The 17,736-nt window shown below is 69.5% G+C and carries 16 protein-coding genes; 10 read left to right on the top strand and 6 right to left on the bottom strand.

Annotated elements, in window-relative coordinates:
- Window positions 1–123: 123 nt before the first annotated feature.
- Both ABTY59_RS33505 and ABTY59_RS33510 read right to left on the bottom strand, forming a co-directional pair.
- Complete coding sequence (locus ABTY59_RS33505; protein ID WP_352022884.1) at window positions 124–1,233, bottom strand: C40 family peptidase; 1,110 nt, start codon at window positions 1,231–1,233, stop codon at window positions 124–126.
- Window positions 1,230–1,700 (bottom strand): helix-turn-helix domain-containing protein, encoded by a 471-nt coding sequence (locus tag ABTY59_RS33510; RefSeq protein ID WP_352022885.1) that lies wholly within the window; start codon window positions 1,698–1,700, stop codon window positions 1,230–1,232. Before ABTY59_RS33510 ends, ABTY59_RS33505 begins: the two co-directional genes overlap by 4 nt.
- A gap of 288 nt (window positions 1,701–1,988) precedes the next feature.
- Between ABTY59_RS33510 and ABTY59_RS33515 the strand changes: the two genes are divergently transcribed.
- Genes ABTY59_RS33515 through ABTY59_RS33550 form a run of 8 tightly spaced genes read left to right on the top strand, consistent with a single transcriptional unit; the run spans window position 1,989 to window position 10,185 of the window.
- Window positions 1,989–2,252, top strand: a complete 264-nt coding sequence (locus ABTY59_RS33515) for a hypothetical protein (RefSeq protein WP_352022886.1) — start codon at window positions 1,989–1,991, stop codon at window positions 2,250–2,252.
- A gap of 8 nt (window positions 2,253–2,260) precedes the next feature.
- A complete protein-coding gene (locus ABTY59_RS33520) occupies window positions 2,261–2,581 on the top strand; it encodes a hypothetical protein (protein WP_352022887.1) in 321 nt (106 codons plus the stop codon).
- Between the two features lie 7 nt (window positions 2,582–2,588).
- Window positions 2,589–3,347 carry a hypothetical protein gene (locus ABTY59_RS33525; protein ID WP_352022888.1) on the top strand — a complete coding sequence of 253 codons (759 nt, stop codon included), beginning with the start codon at window positions 2,589–2,591 and terminating at the stop codon, window positions 3,345–3,347.
- Entirely contained in the window at window positions 3,344–4,864 is a 1,521-nt protein-coding gene (locus tag ABTY59_RS33530; RefSeq protein ID WP_352022890.1) for a hypothetical protein, read from the top strand. Before ABTY59_RS33525 ends, ABTY59_RS33530 begins: the two co-directional genes overlap by 4 nt.
- A gap of 5 nt (window positions 4,865–4,869) precedes the next feature.
- The gene (locus ABTY59_RS33535; RefSeq protein ID WP_352022891.1) at window positions 4,870–6,312 is read left to right on the top strand and encodes an SCO6880 family protein; all 1,443 of its coding nucleotides are present in this window, start codon (window positions 4,870–4,872) and stop codon (window positions 6,310–6,312) included.
- Between the two features lie 14 nt (window positions 6,313–6,326).
- A complete protein-coding gene (locus tag ABTY59_RS33540) occupies window positions 6,327–7,862 on the top strand; it encodes a putative type IV secretion/conjugal transfer ATPase (RefSeq protein ID WP_352022892.1) in 1,536 nt (511 codons plus the stop codon).
- Complete coding sequence (locus ABTY59_RS33545) at window positions 7,859–9,610, top strand: type IV secretory system conjugative DNA transfer family protein (protein ID WP_352022893.1); 1,752 nt, start codon at window positions 7,859–7,861, stop codon at window positions 9,608–9,610. The genes ABTY59_RS33540 and ABTY59_RS33545 overlap by 4 nt, the downstream gene beginning before the upstream one ends.
- Window positions 9,607–10,185: a DUF4913 domain-containing protein gene (locus ABTY59_RS33550; protein ID WP_352022894.1), complete on the top strand. Its 579-nt coding sequence runs from the start codon at window positions 9,607–9,609 to the stop codon at window positions 10,183–10,185. The genes ABTY59_RS33545 and ABTY59_RS33550 overlap by 4 nt, the downstream gene beginning before the upstream one ends.
- A gap of 596 nt (window positions 10,186–10,781) precedes the next feature.
- On the opposite strand, the gene ABTY59_RS33555 is transcribed toward ABTY59_RS33550, so the two are convergent.
- The 3 genes from ABTY59_RS33555 to ABTY59_RS33565 all read right to left on the bottom strand — a co-directional run bounded on the left by ABTY59_RS33555 (window position 10,782) and on the right by ABTY59_RS33565 (window position 14,707).
- Entirely contained in the window at window positions 10,782–11,942 is a 1,161-nt protein-coding gene (locus tag ABTY59_RS33555) for a hypothetical protein (protein WP_352022895.1), read from the bottom strand.
- A 126-nt stretch (window positions 11,943–12,068) separates the two neighbouring features.
- Complete coding sequence (locus tag ABTY59_RS33560) at window positions 12,069–14,288, bottom strand: relaxase/mobilization nuclease domain-containing protein (protein ID WP_502995457.1); 2,220 nt, start codon at window positions 14,286–14,288, stop codon at window positions 12,069–12,071.
- Window positions 14,285–14,707: a plasmid mobilization protein gene (locus ABTY59_RS33565; protein WP_352022897.1), complete on the bottom strand. Its 423-nt coding sequence runs from the start codon at window positions 14,705–14,707 to the stop codon at window positions 14,285–14,287. The genes ABTY59_RS33560 and ABTY59_RS33565 overlap by 4 nt, the downstream gene beginning before the upstream one ends.
- Window positions 14,708–15,007: 300 nt before the next feature.
- On the opposite strand from ABTY59_RS33565, the gene ABTY59_RS33570 reads away from it, so the two are divergent.
- The gene (locus ABTY59_RS33570) at window positions 15,008–15,358 is read left to right on the top strand and encodes a hypothetical protein (protein WP_352022898.1); all 351 of its coding nucleotides are present in this window, start codon (window positions 15,008–15,010) and stop codon (window positions 15,356–15,358) included.
- 66 nt (window positions 15,359–15,424) lie between these two features.
- On the top strand, window positions 15,425–15,997 hold the full coding sequence (locus ABTY59_RS33575; protein ID WP_352022899.1) for a hypothetical protein: 573 nt from the start codon (window positions 15,425–15,427) through the stop codon (window positions 15,995–15,997).
- 521 nt (window positions 15,998–16,518) lie between these two features.
- Here the strand turns inward: ABTY59_RS33575 and ABTY59_RS33580 are convergent.
- Window positions 16,519–17,712, bottom strand: a complete 1,194-nt coding sequence (locus tag ABTY59_RS33580; RefSeq protein WP_352022900.1) for a 3'-5' exonuclease — start codon at window positions 17,710–17,712, stop codon at window positions 16,519–16,521.
- Between the last annotated feature and the right edge of the window lie 24 nt (window positions 17,713–17,736).

Below are 17,736 nucleotides of genomic sequence, written 5' to 3' on the forward strand. Positions count from 1 at the left end.
GCACCCCCCCCCGGCAACTCGCACCCCCCCCAACGCCCCGGGACACCCCGGGGGGGCCCCGCCAACGTTGGCGGGGCACTCCCGTGTCTGGGTCGAGGGGCTTAGCGTGCGCACGCGAATCCATCACGCGCCGGGGCGGGTGGCTCCCACGTAATCCGCGGCCGGCATCGCTGCGTCGACTGCCTGAATCTGGACAGGCTTACCTGTTCGGGGCGCGTGGAGGACTTGGCCGCCGCCCGCGTAGATCGCCACGTGGTAGATCGCCCTCGTGCCACCCTTCGACCAGAACATGAGGTCGCCGGGCTGTAGCTGGTCCTTGGCGACGGGCCGACTGGCGGTCACCTCGTACTGGTCGGCGGCGACGCGGGGCAGCTTGAGGCTTGGCCACCATGCGTACTGGGTCAGCGATGAGCAGTCGAATCCGGGTGTGGTCGATGCCATGCACGTCCCCCTCAAGTAGCCGTTGCGTCCGTCGCAGAAACCGCGGCTGGGGCCGCTGGGGGTGCCACCGCCCCATGAGTACGGAACGCCGAGTTGGGAGGCGGCATGCCTTACTGCGTCGGGGCCGCTGCCGGTGCCCAGGCCGCTGAGGCTGGCGCTGCCGATTGCGGCCGACCACTTCGCGGCGTTCTCCGTGATGACTTTGACGTAGTGGTAGGTCTGGCCTTCGGCCTCGCCGGCCTCGCGAGCGAACTCGATAGGCGGTACCCCGCGGAAGTGGCTGACCCAGCCCCAGCCCGCGTTGTAGCCGGCGAGTGCGAGCCGTACGGGGTCGTCGTCGTACCCGGACTTCTCGCCGTCGTGGACCATGCGGCACATGTAGCGGCCCTGGGCCATGATGGCGTCCTCGGCATCCTTCGCTCCGAGCGCGGTTCCGTCGCCGTCTTCATCCCTCCCCCAGGTCGCCCATGTGGAGTCGATGAACTGGGCGATGCCCTTCGCGGTGCCATGTGCGGTGGGCGGGCCCTCGATCTCCGGGTTGAATCCGGACTCCTGATAGCCCTGGGCGGCAAGGAGGGCAGGGGTCAGCCCGGGGCACTGGGCGGCCGACTTGACATACCAGGGCGCGTATTTCCGGCCTTTCTCAGGCATCAATGAGAGGTTCAGTCCGTTCACCAAGGTCACCCCGGGGCCGGACGCGTCAACGGCGCTGGCGCCGGCGAGCAAGAGCCCGAGCATGCCGAGGGGGATCGCCGTCCCCACCGCGATCGCTGCTTTGACCAGCGCTTTCACGCCTCCTCCTTCCCCTGGTTGGTCTGAGCCCTGATGCGCTTCTGGCGGTCTTCCCTGCCGGCTGTCCACGCCTCGACCCATTCGGACGGTGTCACCCCGTACGCCGTCGCCCACTGGGTCGGCTCTCGCACCCCGTACACCCCGTTCTCCACGCGGCTGACCATGTGCGCAGACACCCCAACCTTGGTGGCCATGACCTTCTGGGTGATCCCCTCCCGCTGCCGGATCTGCTTGAGCGTCAGCGGGCCCTCCACCGGCGCCAGCTCCTCCATGGGGACCTTGAGGGCGTCCGCGAGCGCCTTCAACACCCGGGCAGACGGCTTCCGTCGGCCCTGCTCTGCCCGGCGCACCGTCTCCGGCGAGACGGCGGCGAGAACTGCCAAGGCCTCAACACTCAAACGGGCCCTCTCTCGTTGCTCATGCAAGCGGGATGGCTGGAATGCAGCGGTGCCTGGGGATGGACTCATCGGCCCTCAACTTATGTAAGTACATGTTGACAGTAAGTCATGGTAGCGTCACGCTGAGATCAAGAGTACGGGGGTGACAAAGTGCGCGAAAAAAGCGCGGGGGTTGCCGAACGGCCCACCCCTACCCGGTACTTCGGCGTCATGGGTGCCCATGGCGGGGCCGGTACGTCAACGGTGGCCCGCTGGCTGGACCCTCACGGAGACGGCAGTGCGTACGAACTCGCACGTGGTTCGCAACTGCCACCGAATTACGTCCCGCTCGTCGTCTGCCGGTCCACCTCATATGGGGTGGCCGCAGCCGTCCAGCTCCTCGGCGGGTGGCACCCCGACGTGCCCCGGCCGTACCTGGTCGTCGTACGGGATGCTCCGCTGCCGCTGCCCCGGCCGGTCCGATACCGGCTGCGGGTGGTCCGGCCAAGAGTCCTCGGCATCGCCGATGTGCCTTACCTCGTCCGACTGCGGGAGATGGACACCCCCGCCGACGGACTCGACCACAAGACCGTCCGGAAAGCCGTCCGCTCCCTGCGGCGACAGCTCGGAATCCCTGAGTAGGAGATGTGATGCACCACCTGCTGACCACGCTCACCGACGTGGTGGCCCTGGTCCCCCTGGACAAAAAGCCCGGGACCAACTGGAACGCGCCGCCGGCCGCGCCGCCCGGCATGGACTCGATCATGCCGACGTGGGTCGGCTGGGCAAAGTACGCGGCGATCGGCGGCGGCATCCTCGGTCTGATCGCCTGCGGCATCATGATGATGATCGGCCGCCGCAACCGCTCCCACCTGGCCGCCGAGGGCGCCAGCGGCCTGCTGTGGGTCATGGCTGGTCTGTCCATCGTGGCCCTGGCCGGCGGCGTCGTCCCCGCGATCGTCGGGGGATGAGTAAGCCGTGACCCTCGACCTCCAGCAACGGGCCAATCGGCGGATGCGGCGTGCCGTCATCACCCTGGGAGTGCTGGTCCTGGTGCTCGTCGCCGCGCTCGTGGTCATCGCGCTCCGCGGTGGTGATGCGCCTCCCAAGGGGGCCCCGGCGCCGCAGCCGTCGACCACCGCGCCGAAGCCAACGGCCACCCTGCCCCCCGATGACGGCGGATACGTCGCCCCGGCCGAGACCGTGAAGCTCCCCGACGGCGCGACCAAGTCCGGTGACCTGCCGGTCAAGTTCCCCCGCACCCCCGACGGGGCCGCCGCGATGGCGGTCGCCTCGGCCCGCAATGCCTGGTCTCTGGACCCCCAGAGGATCCGGGCGGGCATCCTCGCGTACGCGTCCGCGCAGTACCGCGACCAGATGGCCGCGTCCGCCGACGCCGGGGCCAAGGGCAACCGGGAGTTTGCCGGCATCCCCGCGACCGGCCCCGTACCGGCCGGCGCGACCCTCAACGCCTGGCCCATCGGCGTGAAGTACGCGGCCGTCGACTCCGACACGGTGGACGTCCTGGTCCTGCTGCGCGTCACACATGCGGCCAAGACCGGCACACAGCCGACCACGACACTGATCGTGAGCCCCGGCCGGGCCGTCTGGGAGGGAGGCGACTGGAAGGGCACCGCCACCGACCCGAATCAGCCCCTGCCTGACCCCGTCGACATCGGCACCGTTGGCTTCAACGAGGACCGGTGGCAGGCGATCCAGGAAGGGGACCGGCTGTGACTGCTCGTCTCGTCCTCGGTCGCCTCGCCTCCGCCGTCGCTGCCCTGTTCCTCCTCGTCGGCCTGGTGGCGCCCGCTGCCGTCGCCTCGACCGTGCCCGCGGCCGCCCCCGCTGCTGCACCCGCGCTGCCCCCGGTGGACTGGTGGGGCCTCGGGCGATGCGCCACCTGGCTGCTGCCCAACGCCCCCAAGATGCCGGGCGGCCCGGTGGAGTGCGCGAAAGCGGCCGTCAAGGGCGGCCAGGCGGTTCATGAATTGAACAAAAAGGCCTTGAGTGCCGCCGCGCAGAAGGTAAAAGACTCCATCCTCGGCGATGCCGCTCAGAGCGCTGCCGAGTTCGTCGGGGAATTCATGCGGGTGACTCTCGGCTGGTGGCTGATGACCGACTCGGTCCAGGTCAAGGATTCCGGAGTCCTCGGAGATGCGAAGGATCCGACTAAATCACTCAGCCTACATGCCCTAATGGCGGGGATCGGCGCGGGAATCGCGACGATTCTCACCATTTTCCAGGGCATCAAAATGATCATGCAGCGCAAGGGGACACCCTTGGGGCAGATCCTCCAAGGCCTCTTCTTGAACCTGCTCGTCAGTGCCGCTGGCGTCGGCGTGATCGACGCCCTTTTGATCGCGTCCGACCAGCTCACCGAAGCGATCTTGTACGTGGGCTTCGGCGGTGACGACGTCCCGGACCGGATGGCGGTCATGCTGATTCCTGCCATCGCTAATCCGATCGGCCTTCTGGGCATCTCGTTCACCGTTTTCATGATCGGTGGAATCCAGATCGTGATGCTGTTCCTCCGTCAGGCCGCCATTCCCATTCAGGCCCTCCTCCTCCCGGTCGCCGGAGCTGGACAGCTCGGCGGGGACAGTGCCCGGCAGTGGCTTCCCCGCCTCTTCACCATGATCATGACGGTCATCGTGTACAAGCCGATGGCGGCTCTGATCATCTCCGTCGGTTTCACTGAGATGGCCAATGGCTCGGGGATTATCGACTTCGTGCGGGGCGTGGTGACCCTGGCTCTTTCGGTGATCGCTCTTAAGTCCCTGCTTGCCCTCTTCTCGCCGCTCGGGTTGGCGATCGGCGGCGCGGTCGCCGGCGGCGGTGCCCTCGGTGCGCTGAGCCCGATCGCGGGTGCAATGGCGGGCCAGATGGGCGGTGCGGGCGGAGACAGCGCCGCTGGTGGCTCGGGCGGCGGCACGTCGGCGACGCAACACGCGTCGGACATGGACCGGAACGGGCCTGCGGCTGGCGACAGCGGCGGCTCCTCGGAGGGGTCAGCCGCCATCGATCAGGCGAACTCGTCCTCCATCCCGCAGCAGGCCGGGGAGTCGACGGCGGCCACGGCTGAGACCGGAGCCGTCGCCGAGGGGACGACCACGGCCCAGGCGGCCGGAACGCAGATGGCCACTCAGACAGCCACAACGGCGGCGCCACCGCTGGCCATCGCGATGGTCGCGGCCGAGGCAGGACAGCAAGGGATCAAGAAAGCAGGCGGCGCCGTGGGCGGAACGGAGTAGGAACGATGACCACAGAGACACAACCCCTGTACGGCGGATGGCGCCGCAGCAAGACCATGGGCATCGGCACCCTGAACACGGGTCAGACGGCCGTCGTCGTGCTCGCCCTGCTGGCGCCGATCCTCCTAATCGTGGTGGGCGGCTCGCTGGCGACGCTGGCGGTCACAGTCCCGGTCGCCCTGGCCGTGATCGCCCTCACCGTGTGGCAGCGGCACGGGATGCCCCTCATGTCCTACGTGATCGGCCGGGCCCGGTGGAGCCTGGCCCACATGCGAGGTGAGACCTCCTACCGGTCGGTCTTCCTGCCCTCGCCCGAGGCGCTGGACCTGCCGGGCATGGTCGCCCCGACCAAGCTCATCCGGGCCGAGGGGCCCGACGGGCGGGGCCCCGTAGGCCTGGTGTGGAATCAGCGCACGGGCACCATGACCGCCGCTCTCCTGCTCAACCCCGCCGGCTCCCTCCTCGCGTCCGGTTCGACGGTCAAGAGCCAGGTAGCCGCCTGGGGTGACTCCCTGGCCCGTCTCGCGGACGAGGACGGCGTCAGCACCGCGTCGGTGACACTCCAGATCACCCCGTCCAGCGGCGCGGCCCTCTCCGACCATGTGCGGGGCCGCGTCGACCCCAAGGCGCCGCAGCTCGCACGTGCGGCAATCGGCGAGCTCGTCGCGCGAGCTCCCCGGGCCAGTGCCCAGCTCGCCGCGTGGATGTCGCTGGTGATCAACCCGGACGCGTCGCCCGACAAGCCAAAGGGAACGGCGGAGGCGGCGGCCGTCGCACTCGGCGCACTCGATTCGGTGGACCTCTCCGGCGCGGGTGTCGACGTCCTGCGACGCGCGACGGACGCCGACATCAAGCGACTGGTTCGGGGAGGGTTCGCGCCCGAGGACATGGACGCGCCCGCCGACCAGATCGACGCGCTCGTCTGGCATGAGGTCGGGCCCGTGGCCGCCGAGGACGACTGGGCCCACTACCAGCACGACGGACACCTGTCGGTCTCCTGGGTCCTGCGGGAGGCTCCCCGCAAGCCGGTGCCGTACGACGTCCTGCTGAAACTCCTCGCGCCGGGCGCCTACATGCGCCGGGTGACGCTCGTCTACCGCGTCCTGCCGACCCATGAGGCCCAGGCTGTAGTTGAGCGCGAAATTAACGCCAATGAGGCGCGGGCGGAGTACCGGCAGCGGACCAAGCGCGCGTCCACGCGACGCGAGCGGGTCGACGCCGAGCACGCCGAGCGGACGGCCGTGGAGGAAGCGATGGGCGCCGGGATGGTCCAGTGGTCCATCTACGTGACCACGACCGTGGACGACGCGTCCCAGCTCCCCGCCGCACGGCGGGAGATCGACAAGGCAGCCCGCAGCTCCGGCGGTCTGCGGTTCCGTCCCGCCTTCGGCGGTCAGAGCGCGGCCATGGTCGTGGGCCTGCCCGTCGGCATCAACCCACTGCTGTAGGAAGGGTGCGAGACATGAAGCTCAGCAAGCCCGCCCGCAAGGGTGAGCCGTCCCGGCGGCTGGTATCCGCCGGGACGGCCGCCGCAGAGCCTACCGCCGGTGAGGGGCGGCTCAATCCGCGGGTGATCGCCTCGCGCTGGGGCTGGAAGGGCGTCGGCCGTGGCCGGGCCGCCCTCCTCGACCCCGGCGCCGTCTACCTCAGCTCCACCATGCAGACGGCCGGCCTGTACCCCTTCGTCCTCGGCGGCGGACTGCCGCCCGAAGGCGTCCCCATCGGCTATGACCTACTTACACACGAGTTGGTCTGTTTCGACCCGTCCGGCTGGATCGGCTCCCTGGTGACCAATCCCGGCGTCTGGATCCAGGCACAGCCCGGAGTCGGGAAGTCCGCCATGGCCAAGCGGCTCTGTCTCGTCTACACCTCCTACGGGTACAAGCTCGTCGTACCCGGCGACGTCAAGGGCGAGTACGCCGGACTCGTGGCCGAACTCGGCGGCCAGGTCGTCCGCATCGGCCGGGGCCTCGACCGGCTCAACCCCCTGGACTCCGGACCGCTCCGGCGGGTCCTGCCGACCCTCGCCCCCGGCCGCCGCGACGCGCTGCTGTCCGAGATGAACGGGCGCCGGTCCGAGCTCCTGCACGCGCTCCTGACCACGGAGATGGAGCGGCGGCCGACCTCGACCGAGCGGAACGTCATGGAAAAGGCGATCCGCATCGTGGCGGGCAAGCTCCTCGGGGCACAGGACCCGGTCATCCCCGACGTGGTCAAGGTGCTGCGCGAGGGGCCGGCGGAACTGCGGGCACAGTTGATGGTGGACACCGAGGACGACTATCGGGGCCTCGTCCGTGAGGTCACACATGCTCTGGAGAACCTGTGTGAGGGGCCGCTGTCCGGACTCTTCGACGGCCCGACCACCCGTCCCCTCGACCTGGACGCCCCCGCCCTGTCCGTCGACCTGTCCAGCCTCCTGACGGCGGGCGATCAGGTCGTCAGCGCCGGCTTGCTGGCGACCTGGGCCTACGCGTACAGCGCGATCGACTCCGCCCGCGCCGTGGGCCTGATGGACTCGCCCCTGGTCCTGCCGCTCGATGAGATGTGGCGGGCGCTTCGGGCGGGGCCGGGCATTGTCAATGCTTTCGACGCCATGACCCGTCTGAACAGGGCCAAGAACGAGGTGACGTTGTTCATCACGCATTCGCTCCGCGACCCGGAGAGCCTGCCGACCGCCGAGGACCGGGCCAAGGCACTGGGCATGATCGACCGATGCGACTCGATGATCCTCGGCGCGCTGAGCGTCGGCGAGCTTGAGCGGGTCTCGGCTCAACGACCGCTGACCGATGCAGAGATCCAGTTCATCGCCTCGTGGTCGGACTCCTCCGGTACCGGCCTGGACGTCGACGGACAGCGCCGCGTCCACCCCGGCCGGGGCAAGTACATGCTCCGGCTGGGGACGCGGCCGGGCACCCCCGTGCGTCTCGCGCTGACCGACACGGAAAAGCGGCTGTACGAGACCGACCCGAAGAACCACGGCAAGGGAGCAACGGCATGAGCGACTCGACTCCGGCCGGGGGCGGCGCGGGCGCCCCCCTCGCCGTCCTCGGCGCGGTGGTGGGCGGCGCCGCGCTGTTCACCAGTGCGTACATCGGCGGGACCCTCGGCGTCCTGCTCGCCGGAGGCGGCTGGGCCCCGCCGGCCTACAGCATCAAGTCGGCACTCTCCCTCGTCGCTGGTGGCCCCGAACGGCTGTGGCCCGGGCACGCGACGGCGGCCGGGGTCGGCATGGCCGTGCTCCTGGCGCTCGTCCTCGTCGCCCTGGCCGTGGCGGGCTTCTTCCTGTGGCGGCGGTTCTTCTCCCACAGGTCGGGCCTGGCGGGCATGCGGGAGCTGGCTCCGCTCGCGCCCAAGGCGATGACCGGCCGGGCCCGAGCGCTGCGGTCTTCCCTCAAGGGGGCGGAAACGATCGCGCCGGATGACACGGGGGTGCTGCTCGGCAACCTGGACATGACCCGTGGTCCTGAGCTGCGGGCGAGCTGGGAAGATGTGCTGCTGGCCATCATGGCTCCGCGCTCGGGCAAGTCCACCTCGCTCGCGGTGCCGGCGCTGCTGCGGGCCCCGGGGGCGGTGATGTTCACCAGCAACAAGCCCGACGTGTACGCGGTCACCCGTGCCCGGCGCCTGGACGCCGGCGTGGTGTGGCTGCTCGATCCTCAGTCCATCACCCATTCCGAGCGGGCGATGTGGTGGAACATGCTTGCCTCGGCCCGCACCATCGAGGGCGCCGGACGACTCGCCTCCCACTTCATCGCGGCCACCACCGATGAAAAGAGCCGCGGTGACTTCTGGATGGGGGCGGCTAAGAACCTCCTCACCGCCCTGTTCCACGCGGCGGCCGTCTCGGGCGGCTCGGTGGCGGACGTGCTGGCCTGGCTGTCCACCCCGAGCGACCGCGGCCCGGTGAACGCGCTCAAGGCGGCGGGCAAGGAAGCGCTGGCACAGCAGCTCGCGTCCACCGTGGCGGGCGCGGCCGACACCCGCGACGGCATTTACGAGACGGCCCGTCAGTGTGTCGCCTGCCTCCTCGACCCTGAAATCCTTGCCTGGGTCACCCCTGACCCGAAGGCGCGCGAGTTCCGCCCGGACGACTTCGTGCGCTCGCGCGACACCCTGTATCTGCTGTCCAAGGATGGCGGCGGCTCGGCGGCCGGCGTCATCGCAGCGGCGGCCGACGCGGTGCTGAGGGCGGGCATGGTCGCCGCCGAGCGGGCCGGCGGCCGACTCGATGTCCCGTTGCTCGCGATCCTCGACGAGGCCGCGAACGTCTGCCGCATCGAGGATCTGCCCGACCTGTATTCCCACCTCGGCTCGCGCGGCATCATCCCGGTGACCATTCTCCAGTCCTACCGCCAGGGCGTCCGTGTCTGGGGTGAGGCCGGCATGGATGCCCTGTGGTCGGCGGCCACCGTCAAGATCCTGGGCTCCGGCCTCGATGACGCCGAGTTCGCCGAAAAGGTCTCGCGGCTTGTCGGCGAGCACAAGGTGAGCGAAACGTCCGTGTCGCACGGCTCGACCGGTCGCAGCGTCTCCACCTCACGACGCCGTGAGCGCGTCATGGAAGCCGGAGAGATCCGGGCCCTGCCCAAGGGCAGGGCCCTGCTGCTGGCCACCGGCATCCGGGTCGGCATGATCCGCCTGCGGCCCTGGTACCTCGAACCGGACGCGGCGGAGCTGTCCGCCAACTCCGATGTGGAGATCGCGGAGATCGCGGCTCGTGCCTCACGGAAGGTGATCGCAGCGTGAACGACGACCTGCCCACCATCGAGGTCCTGGCCGAGGATTTCGAGGACCTGAAAGCCACCGTCCACGGCTTCGCCTCTCAGCTGGAGCACAACACCGAGAAGGTGAACCAGCTCGCGATCACTGTCGCTTCCGGCGGCGGGCAGGACGGCGAGAAGGAGAAAGAGAAGGAAAAGCCCAAGACTCCGCCGTTCATTCTGTGGCTGTCGGGCGACAAGTACGCAGCTGAACTCTCCTCGCTGGCCGGGTGGGTGCGGGACCTGCTGGCGCCGACGTACCTCGGTGAGGTCTCCTCCTCCGCCCCGTGGTGCGCGAGCTGGTGGGCCCACCCGGCGGCCGTCGCACGGCTCCACGCCACATGGCTGGCCTGGCAGGAACTCACCAACCCGGAGACCTGCGGGCTCACCGGTCCGTCTGTGTGGCACCGTGACCACCTGGACCCGATGCTTGCGCAGCTCCGTGCATCCGATGGCCCGTTCGCCGGCTGCATGACGAACCCTGACCGCCCGCAGCACACCCTGCTGTCGGTACCGCCGATCGGGCCACTGCTGCCCCCGCCGGTCCCCGCCGCACCGTAATAGGAGCCGGTGAGTACTGGGAATTTCGCGTGCACACGCGAGAAGGGCCGGAGCTCTCTCCGGCCCTTCTCGCTGTTCTGTGTGTGGGTCAGCTCGTGTTGCGGCGGCCGGCTCCCGGCGGCGGGACCGGTGCCCGGCCTTGGCCCTGCCCGCTCGGTGCAGGCGTGTTCTTGTGGCTGGTGCGTCCCCGGGTCCGCTGTCCCGCCGGGACGGTTGTGGACTGCGCGGCGGCGGCTGCGGCCCGGGCCTCGATGGCTGATGTGTCGGCCTCGTGCGCGGCGAGTCCGTCCAGTCCTGCCGCGTCGCTCCATTCGGCCCCGGCCGTGGCCGTGTCTCCGCGTCCGTCCGCCTCAGCGGCCCTGCCTCGCGCCGCGTCGGCGTCGCCTCGTGCGGCGTCCGAGCGGGACTCTGCTGCGGCGCTGCTGCGAGCGTGCGCGGCGGCCTGTCGGCGAGCCTCGGTGTCGTCCGTGCCGCCTTCGGTGGTGGTTCCGCTCGCGGACGAATCCGGCTTGCGGGCCGGCTCGCCTCCGCTCGCCCGCTGCGGGATTCGCGCGTGGGGGTCCATCTGGTGATTCCTCCTCAGCTCGGGTCGACAGTCAGCGGTTGGGGGTTCGGGTTGGCGTGGTCTGTGCGGTGGGTGTGGCCGGTACTGCCTTCGGTCCCGGCGGCAGAATGGCGCCGGGTGTTCCGGTGGTGGATTGTGCCGCCGCTGCGGTGGAACGGGCTTCGGTCGCGGCGGGGCGCCTCGGGGTGGGGCGCTTCGGCGTGGGGCGCTTCGTCGTGGATGACTTCTCGACGGCAGGCGGCGGAGAACTCACCGACTTGGATGCCGGGGGCGAAACGCTGGGAGGCGTCGACGTGGGCGGCTGCGTGACGGCCGTAAGTCGAGCGGGTGCGGGGGTCTTGGCCTGCTCAGTGAGGAGTCCGCGAGCGGCCTCGGACGGGCTCAAGGTAATGCCGGCGGCGGCTGCCTGCTTCAACCGCGTGGGGACTCCGGCCAGGGCCTCGCGCGGGTCGTGCCCGGCGCCCTGGAGCGCCTTGATCTGGCTGGCGATACCGGGCCACTCGCGGGAGGTGACGATCTGGTTCAGCATGCCCTCGTCGGCCAGGGATTCGCGAGCGACGATGACAAGCCGTGAGTTCTCCTGGGCGCCGATGCCGAGACGGACAAGCTCCCGGCTCCGCTCACCGAGCGCGGTAGGCGGCTTGTCCTGGCCGGTGACCCTTTTGAAGGCCTGCTTGACCCATTCCACCAGCCTTTTGATCACGCTCGGCTCGTCGCCCTGGGCACGCTCCTGCCCGGGGGGAGGCGCCCACGGGTCGCGCAGATTCGTGGCGGCCGACGCGGTGACGCCCGGCGCGGGTGCACCGGCCTTCATGTCCGCGTCCATGCGCGCGATGACGGGGGCAGCGTCGGTGAGGAATCGCCCCACGTTGACCCCGGCGCTCTCCAGTTTCTTGAGCTCGCCTGCGAGCTGGGGCCACTGCGGCGCCTTCACCATGGCTTCCGCCACGGCTGGCGGCTTCACGATGTCACGCACCATGTGCACGTATCGCTCGTGGTCCGGGTCGACGTTCTGCCGTGCGGGCGTCTGCTGCGGAGCCGGCGCGGGTTGCGTGCCGGCCGGGTTGGGCACCTCGCGCCGGGATGCCTCGCTCAGCGCCTGTGCGGCCAGGACCAGCACTTGAAGCGCGACGGCGGCCGTCTGAACGGCCTGCCCTGTCGCCTGTTCCATCGTCGGGTTGACATTGCTCACCGGTTCACCCCGTTCTGAATCCTCATCACGTTCCCTTCTCTCCTTCGTCTGCCACGTCTGACGGTACTTACCTGCGGCGGCCACGATCGGGAGTTTCCAGGCTTTCCCTCCTACGGGTGTGCGGGGCTACCGGCGCGGTCCACGGGCCTGTGTGCGTCGCTGTGCTGCCTCCTGGGCGGCCCGTTGCGCGGCCGTGCGCTCGCCGGGGTTTTGGGTCTGTCCGCCGGTCTGGACCGGGCGGCGTCCGGTGGTCCGGGGGAGCGGGGCCGGCTTTCCGGTTCCGCTCAGTCGGCCTTGGAGTCGCCAGGTCAGTACTTGGGCCACGCTGTCGGCGTCCGCGAGGTCACGGGCGGCGGCCACCTCGGCGAGCAATTCCGCGGGGGCGTGGCCTTCACCCGATGCCTTGATGAGGTAGGCGGCCAGGGTCGCTGATGCCGGGTCGGCGAGCACATCCGCTGCGTACGCGGGCACGGCCTGGCGCACCGCCTCTCCGAAGGTGGGCGCGTCATTTCCGCCGAGCGGTGTGGATTCGATCGGCTCGCCTCGGCCCACCACCGGCGGCGGTGCGGTTGGCGTTGCCGGGCTGTCCGGTTCGGTCTCGGTGTCCTTCGGCGCGTCGGTCTGCGTGCGTGATCCGTCCGTCTCAGTGCCGCCCTCCGGAGCGGTGGAGATGGCGCGGGCGGGGTTGGCCTGGGGCTGGTCGTTCGATGTGCCGAGAGTATCGGTGACCATCCGTCGTTGCAGTCGCCACACCAGCACCTCGGCGGCGCTGCCGGCGTCGCCGAAGCCGCGCAGCGCGGCCACCTCGGCGAGCACCCGAGCCGGGTGGTATCCGGCGTTCTCCGCCTGCTTGAGGGTGGCCGCGAGTGCGGGCCACGCGTCCTCACTGAGCACCCTTTCCGCAACCACCGGGATCGCTTCGCGCACCACGGGCGCGTACGCCTCGACGAGCGCGGGGGCCTCCAGCCGTGCGGTCGTGCTTCGCCAGGCGGCGCGGCTTCCGTCTCTGCGTACCTGGCCGATGCTGGCACCGTAGGCGACTTCGGTCGCCGCGCGCAGGTGGTAGCCGGCTTGGGCGGCGGCCTGCTCCTGGGCACGGTGCTGGGCGGCCTGGTGGTACCGCTGGGCGGCGATGACCGCCAGGGCGACGGCTACGAGAATCGTGATCGCAGCCGCTGCCTCTCCGCCGTTCACACCGAGCGATGCGCTCATGACGACAAGCTGTGTCGCCGTCCGCAAATGCCTACCCGCTTCGCTGTCCATCTGCCGGGAGGTGGGGGCGCGTCCAGCACGCTCGAATGTCCGGGCGGCGTCGCGTAGTTCCCGGCGTACTTCCTCCGGGGCCTGGGCGGCGTAGGTGGTCAGGAAGTCGGAAAGGGCCACCATTTCGCCTGCCCCCGACTCGTTCCCGGCCTGCCCGAGAATCGCGGCGGCCTGGTGGACCTGCCATGCGGCGGCCTGCCACGCGGCGGCCTGGCTGGTGACATGGCCGCCACCGACGGCCCCGGCCGTGGCGGCCACTCCCGTCCAGCGTTCACGGACGCGCGGGAGGGACAGGTCAGGGGCCAGGCGTGAGCCGGAAAACCATACCGCGCGGCCTGTCCCGGTCCGGTCCCCGGGCAGTGCCACCGAGTAGCCGGTGACGGCACCGTCCGGCGCGGTCCGCTTGTTCAGACGGATACCGGCGCGCTGGATCGCGGCGAAGAAGTCGTCATCCGAACCAGCGGCGGCGGCGGCCTGCCGCACCTTGCCTTGGAGCGTGACCCGCGGTGGCTCGTCCCGGCCCTTGCGCTTCGCCTTCTCCGCCTCGGCCGTCGTCGGCCACCGGCTCGCGGTCTTGTCGCCACGGTCTAGGCGGCGCAGCCCGAACCTGATCTCCAGTTCCTTGGCCTTCTCCTGCATCTTCCGCTTGTCGAACGACAACGGGACCTTCAAGCCGTCCTGCCGGGCGAGCGTCGCCACGATGTGAATGTGGTCATCCGCGTGCCGGATCGCAACCCACCTGGCGCCCATCGGATCGCCCTTCTCGGCGATGCCGACCGCGTGTATCAACTCACCTGCGATCTCCGCCCACTCGGTATCCGACAGCGTCCGATCCTCCGGGGCAAGTCGCACCGGCATGTGGTACACGTACTTCGCCGGAGGAGTGCTCTCCAACCCCAGTACCGGGGCGTCCAAAAGGGCTGCGAGATACGGGATCGACGCACCCTTGTCACGGCCCGGATCGGGCACACCATCCATCCACGCAGCCACCATGTGTTGATTGGTGTGCTCGTCCTTCTTGCCCGGCCCGTACAGATAGTGCAGCAGACCAGAAGTCCGCTGCCCATCCCGCGCCCGCTTCACGAACAATCTGGGCCGCCCCTCATCTGCGCAACCAAGGTCACTGTGGCGTCATGCAGCCGTGCCACAGCCGCGTCCACACGCTCGCGCACGGCGTCAAACTGCGGATCAGGAACCTCGCCTCCTGCGTTCTTCACATGCGCGATCTGGTTCCAGTTCGTCCCGATCCGGTTCAGCGCAATCATGGCGTCTCTCAGCTCACGCCACTGCGATTTCTCCTCCACCGGGGCCGGGGAAACTTCCTCACGGGCAACTGCCAACGCGGCCTGTGCCACGTACGCAGTGACCGCCATGCCGGCCGACGCTGCCGCGATCTTGAGCGTGGCTAGCTCGGTGTCGTTGTAGGCCGCGTTCACACGGTGCCGACGCGGCGCATCGGTCTGGCGCTCACGGCGGCGGCTCTGACGCTGCTTCGGGCTCATAAACTCCTGCTTCCTTACGAGGGATAACCCCTCTTCCCTCGGTCCGTGCCCGGACCGAAAAGGCGACTACAACCCAAACGAGCGTAGCGAGTTGGGGTCGCCGACCCGAGTTAATGGAACATTAACTCACATCTTGCTCCGACAACGGAGGCCGGGGCCAAGGGCCGGGCGCCGGTCGGGCGGATCGCGGCGGAGCCGCGATGAGGGGGCAGAGGGGGGCTGGCCCCTCGACTTGAGTTGCATGCGGGCTGCCGCCGTCGTGCCCTGACGCGTTGCCGCGTCGGCGCTACCATGTCGCACATGACGACACCCATCACCGAGACAACGGGAACTGACGACCAGTCGCCCATGCTCGCCGCCGCTCAAACTCTGCTCGCTTCGCGTATGGAGGTGATCCCGCCCCTGGCTGCGGCTATCGCCGAGCGCAAGCGTCTCCAAGGACTCCTCGACGCGGCTGAAAAGACCTACGGAGCCGCCTACGCGGCCGCTCAAACCGGAGGCTGGACTCCGGAAGAACTTCGACAGATGGGCGCCGACGATCCGACCCGTCGCCCCCAGGGCCGGCCGAAGGGGTCACGTACCAAGCAGACTTCGGCCCCTCGTCCTCGGAAGTCCACTGAGGCGGATGCCATGGATGGCGCTTCCTCCTGATCCATCGTCGGACCCCGGCCGCTGGACGCGGCCGGGGTCCGCTCTTTGCCATACGGAAGGAGAGTCATGGTCGCTGGAAAGGTCAACACGTTCGTCTGGCTTCGTGCCCGTCAGGCCACGGCACTGCGCGATCTCTCACGCAGAAACGCAGCTGCCGAGGCGGCCTGGCTGCACAGCCAACGTGAGCTCAACAAGGTTCACCCTGATGAGCCCACTCCGGAGCCGATTCGCCTCGAAGCGTTCCAGCTCCGCCCGCACACATGGCCGCGGGAAAGTCACCTTGTGGAGACCGCTATGCGCAAGCGTCTGGCTGCCTCCGACCTCTCTGGCCCTTGGGCTCCGTTCACCGCCAGCGAGCGTGAGGCGCAACGACTGGCCGGCCGTCGATCCGGTACACCGAACGAAGGGTTTGACGACAAGCTCGCCCTCGACCTCGCTCCCGAGGTCGTCGACCTCGCCCGGCTCGCCTCGCACCGAATCAGCGAACCCATCGTCAATCAACTGCGCGCCGAAAATCTCATCGGTCCGGGTGCTTCCCGGTCCCGTCAAGCGCGTGCGCGTCGGGAAGAACTCCAGGCGCAGATCTACACACTCGGCCGTATCGCACGGGAAGCTATCGCCCTTGTCGTGGGGCCCTGAAACCTGCTCTCATCAAGCGAGTGCATAGAAACAAGGTAGTTAGTTGCTTCCTCGTGCCCCCTTCCGTGGTCGGCGGTCTTCCGGCCGGTGGCGGGGCGGCATCTCGCCGGGGTTTACGTGGCCGGCCGTCCGCCGACCGCCGGCACCGTCGTTGTGCACGTAGGACAGTCTGGCCGCGAGGGGGAGGGGTGCCCGGCCGGGGTCCGGGACGGCGGCCGCCGGAGCCGTACGGGGCGAGGACCGTACCCCCGCCGTCGACCCGGACCGAGCGTGAGGGGACCGCGCCGCCCGGACGTAGCCGAGGGGGAGCGGGCCGCTGCCGCGATGTGGCCCGGGCCGTCGAGCTGATCCCAGCCCTGCGGGCCGTCCCAGGCCGAGCGTCCGGCCGCCCCACCGAACAGTACGAGCACCACACCCCCCGCCGCAGTTCGCGTACACACGCGGACTGTTGCGGTGAGGTGGGCAGAAAATAGGGAAGCCCGCAATCTCCTGGCGGGCTTCCCTGACGGGCGGCTGATGCTCTAAAAGGGGTCGGGCGTCTCGGCCATTTCCTTGATTCGTCCGGCCACTGCGTGACAGTCACCTAGGGCTCTGTGGCCTCCGTTGAGCCGCTGCCACTGCCACCCGCCCCAGTAGCTCGACCACTCCCCCATGTGGACGGCGTAGGCGTGCATGGCACACCTGCTCCACTCCTGGGCCTCCATCCATGCGACGGCCTCGGGGTGGGGCTCGTGGGGTGGCAGCTCGATGCCGGACAGGGTCGGTGCGTGCTCGCGGTGGTGCCGGTCCAGCTCATAGGCCAGTACGCGGGTGTCGTACTCCCGGTTGTAGATGACCACTTTTCGGCCGGCCAGAACCCTGGTGAGCGGGGAGAGGATCGCCCCGAATTTGGGCGCCTCCTGTACATCCTCGTCACCGATACCGTGAATGGCCCGGGCCTCGTCGGGGATCGGAGCACCCGGGTTTACGAGCGTGTCGAGCAAGGGGTTTCCGGCGCCGTCGGTGACGCTGATCTCCACGACTTTCGCGTCTCCGTCGAGCCCTGTCGTCTCCGTGTCGAGGATCGCGTACTCCTGTGGCTGGGCGACCACATGGCGGGCCCACTCCCGTACCGGGCCCAGTTCGTCCCACCGCGCGCGCTCGTCGGCCTTGCGGGCCTCCAGGGCTCTGCGCCGCTGCTCTGCCTGGCACGCCTCGCAGGTCCGCGGGAAGTCGAAGCTGTACATGTAGAGGTCGGCGGCTCGGGCTTCCTCGATCTCCTCGCGTGTCGCCGTCTGTGCGGTGCACTCAGGGCAGTGTCGCAGTGTCAGGCGGTCGGCGATTTCCCGACCCCTCTTGTACCGCTCCCTGCACGCCTGGCACTGCCGGAGGATCAGGCTGCCGAGGTTCCGGAACTCCGTTCCGCAGTCCTGACAGGTGCGCTCCCACTGCTCTCGGGCGGCGTCCTTGCAGCCCTGGCAGATGCGGCCGCCTCGCGTCTGTTCCGGAAGCCAGGGGCACGTGTGAGGACTCCCCGCCGACCACAGGGGGCGGGCCTGAACGGTGCCGCACAGCGTGCACGTACGGCGCTCGCGGAGCTGTTGCTTTTGACGCTCCGATAGAGGGCGCATCTGCACGGCCTCGGCCGGGTCGTAAAGCGCCACGTAGTCGGCCCCGACATAGGGCATGCGAAGCCGGACGTAGGCCCGTGGCCGCTGTTCCGGAGCGACCTTCAAGCGTCGGCTCTTGAGCTGCCGCTG

The organism is Streptomyces sp. NPDC096079, assembly GCF_040303145.1.
Lineage (GTDB): Bacteria > Actinomycetota > Actinomycetes > Streptomycetales > Streptomycetaceae > Streptomyces.

What these genes read in the sequence shown, in the direction of transcription:
- ABTY59_RS33565 (WP_352022897.1), bottom strand. Translation starts at nt 14,707, where the DNA reads ATGAGCCCGAAGCAGCGTCAGAGCCGCCGCCGTGAGCGCCAGACCGAT.
- ABTY59_RS33570 (WP_352022898.1), top strand. Translation starts at nt 15,008, where the DNA reads ATGACGACACCCATCACCGAGACAACGGGAACTGACGACCAGTCGCCC.
- ABTY59_RS33540 (WP_352022892.1), top strand. Translation starts at nt 6,327, where the DNA reads ATGAAGCTCAGCAAGCCCGCCCGCAAGGGTGAGCCGTCCCGGCGGCTG.
- ABTY59_RS33575 (WP_352022899.1), top strand. Translation starts at nt 15,425, where the DNA reads ATGGTCGCTGGAAAGGTCAACACGTTCGTCTGGCTTCGTGCCCGTCAG.
- ABTY59_RS33535 (WP_352022891.1), top strand. Translation starts at nt 4,870, where the DNA reads ATGACCACAGAGACACAACCCCTGTACGGCGGATGGCGCCGCAGCAAG.
- ABTY59_RS33520 (WP_352022887.1), top strand. Translation starts at nt 2,261, where the DNA reads ATGCACCACCTGCTGACCACGCTCACCGACGTGGTGGCCCTGGTCCCC.
- ABTY59_RS33510 (WP_352022885.1), bottom strand. Translation starts at nt 1,700, where the DNA reads ATGAGTCCATCCCCAGGCACCGCTGCATTCCAGCCATCCCGCTTGCAT.
- ABTY59_RS33545 (WP_352022893.1), top strand. Translation starts at nt 7,859, where the DNA reads ATGAGCGACTCGACTCCGGCCGGGGGCGGCGCGGGCGCCCCCCTCGCC.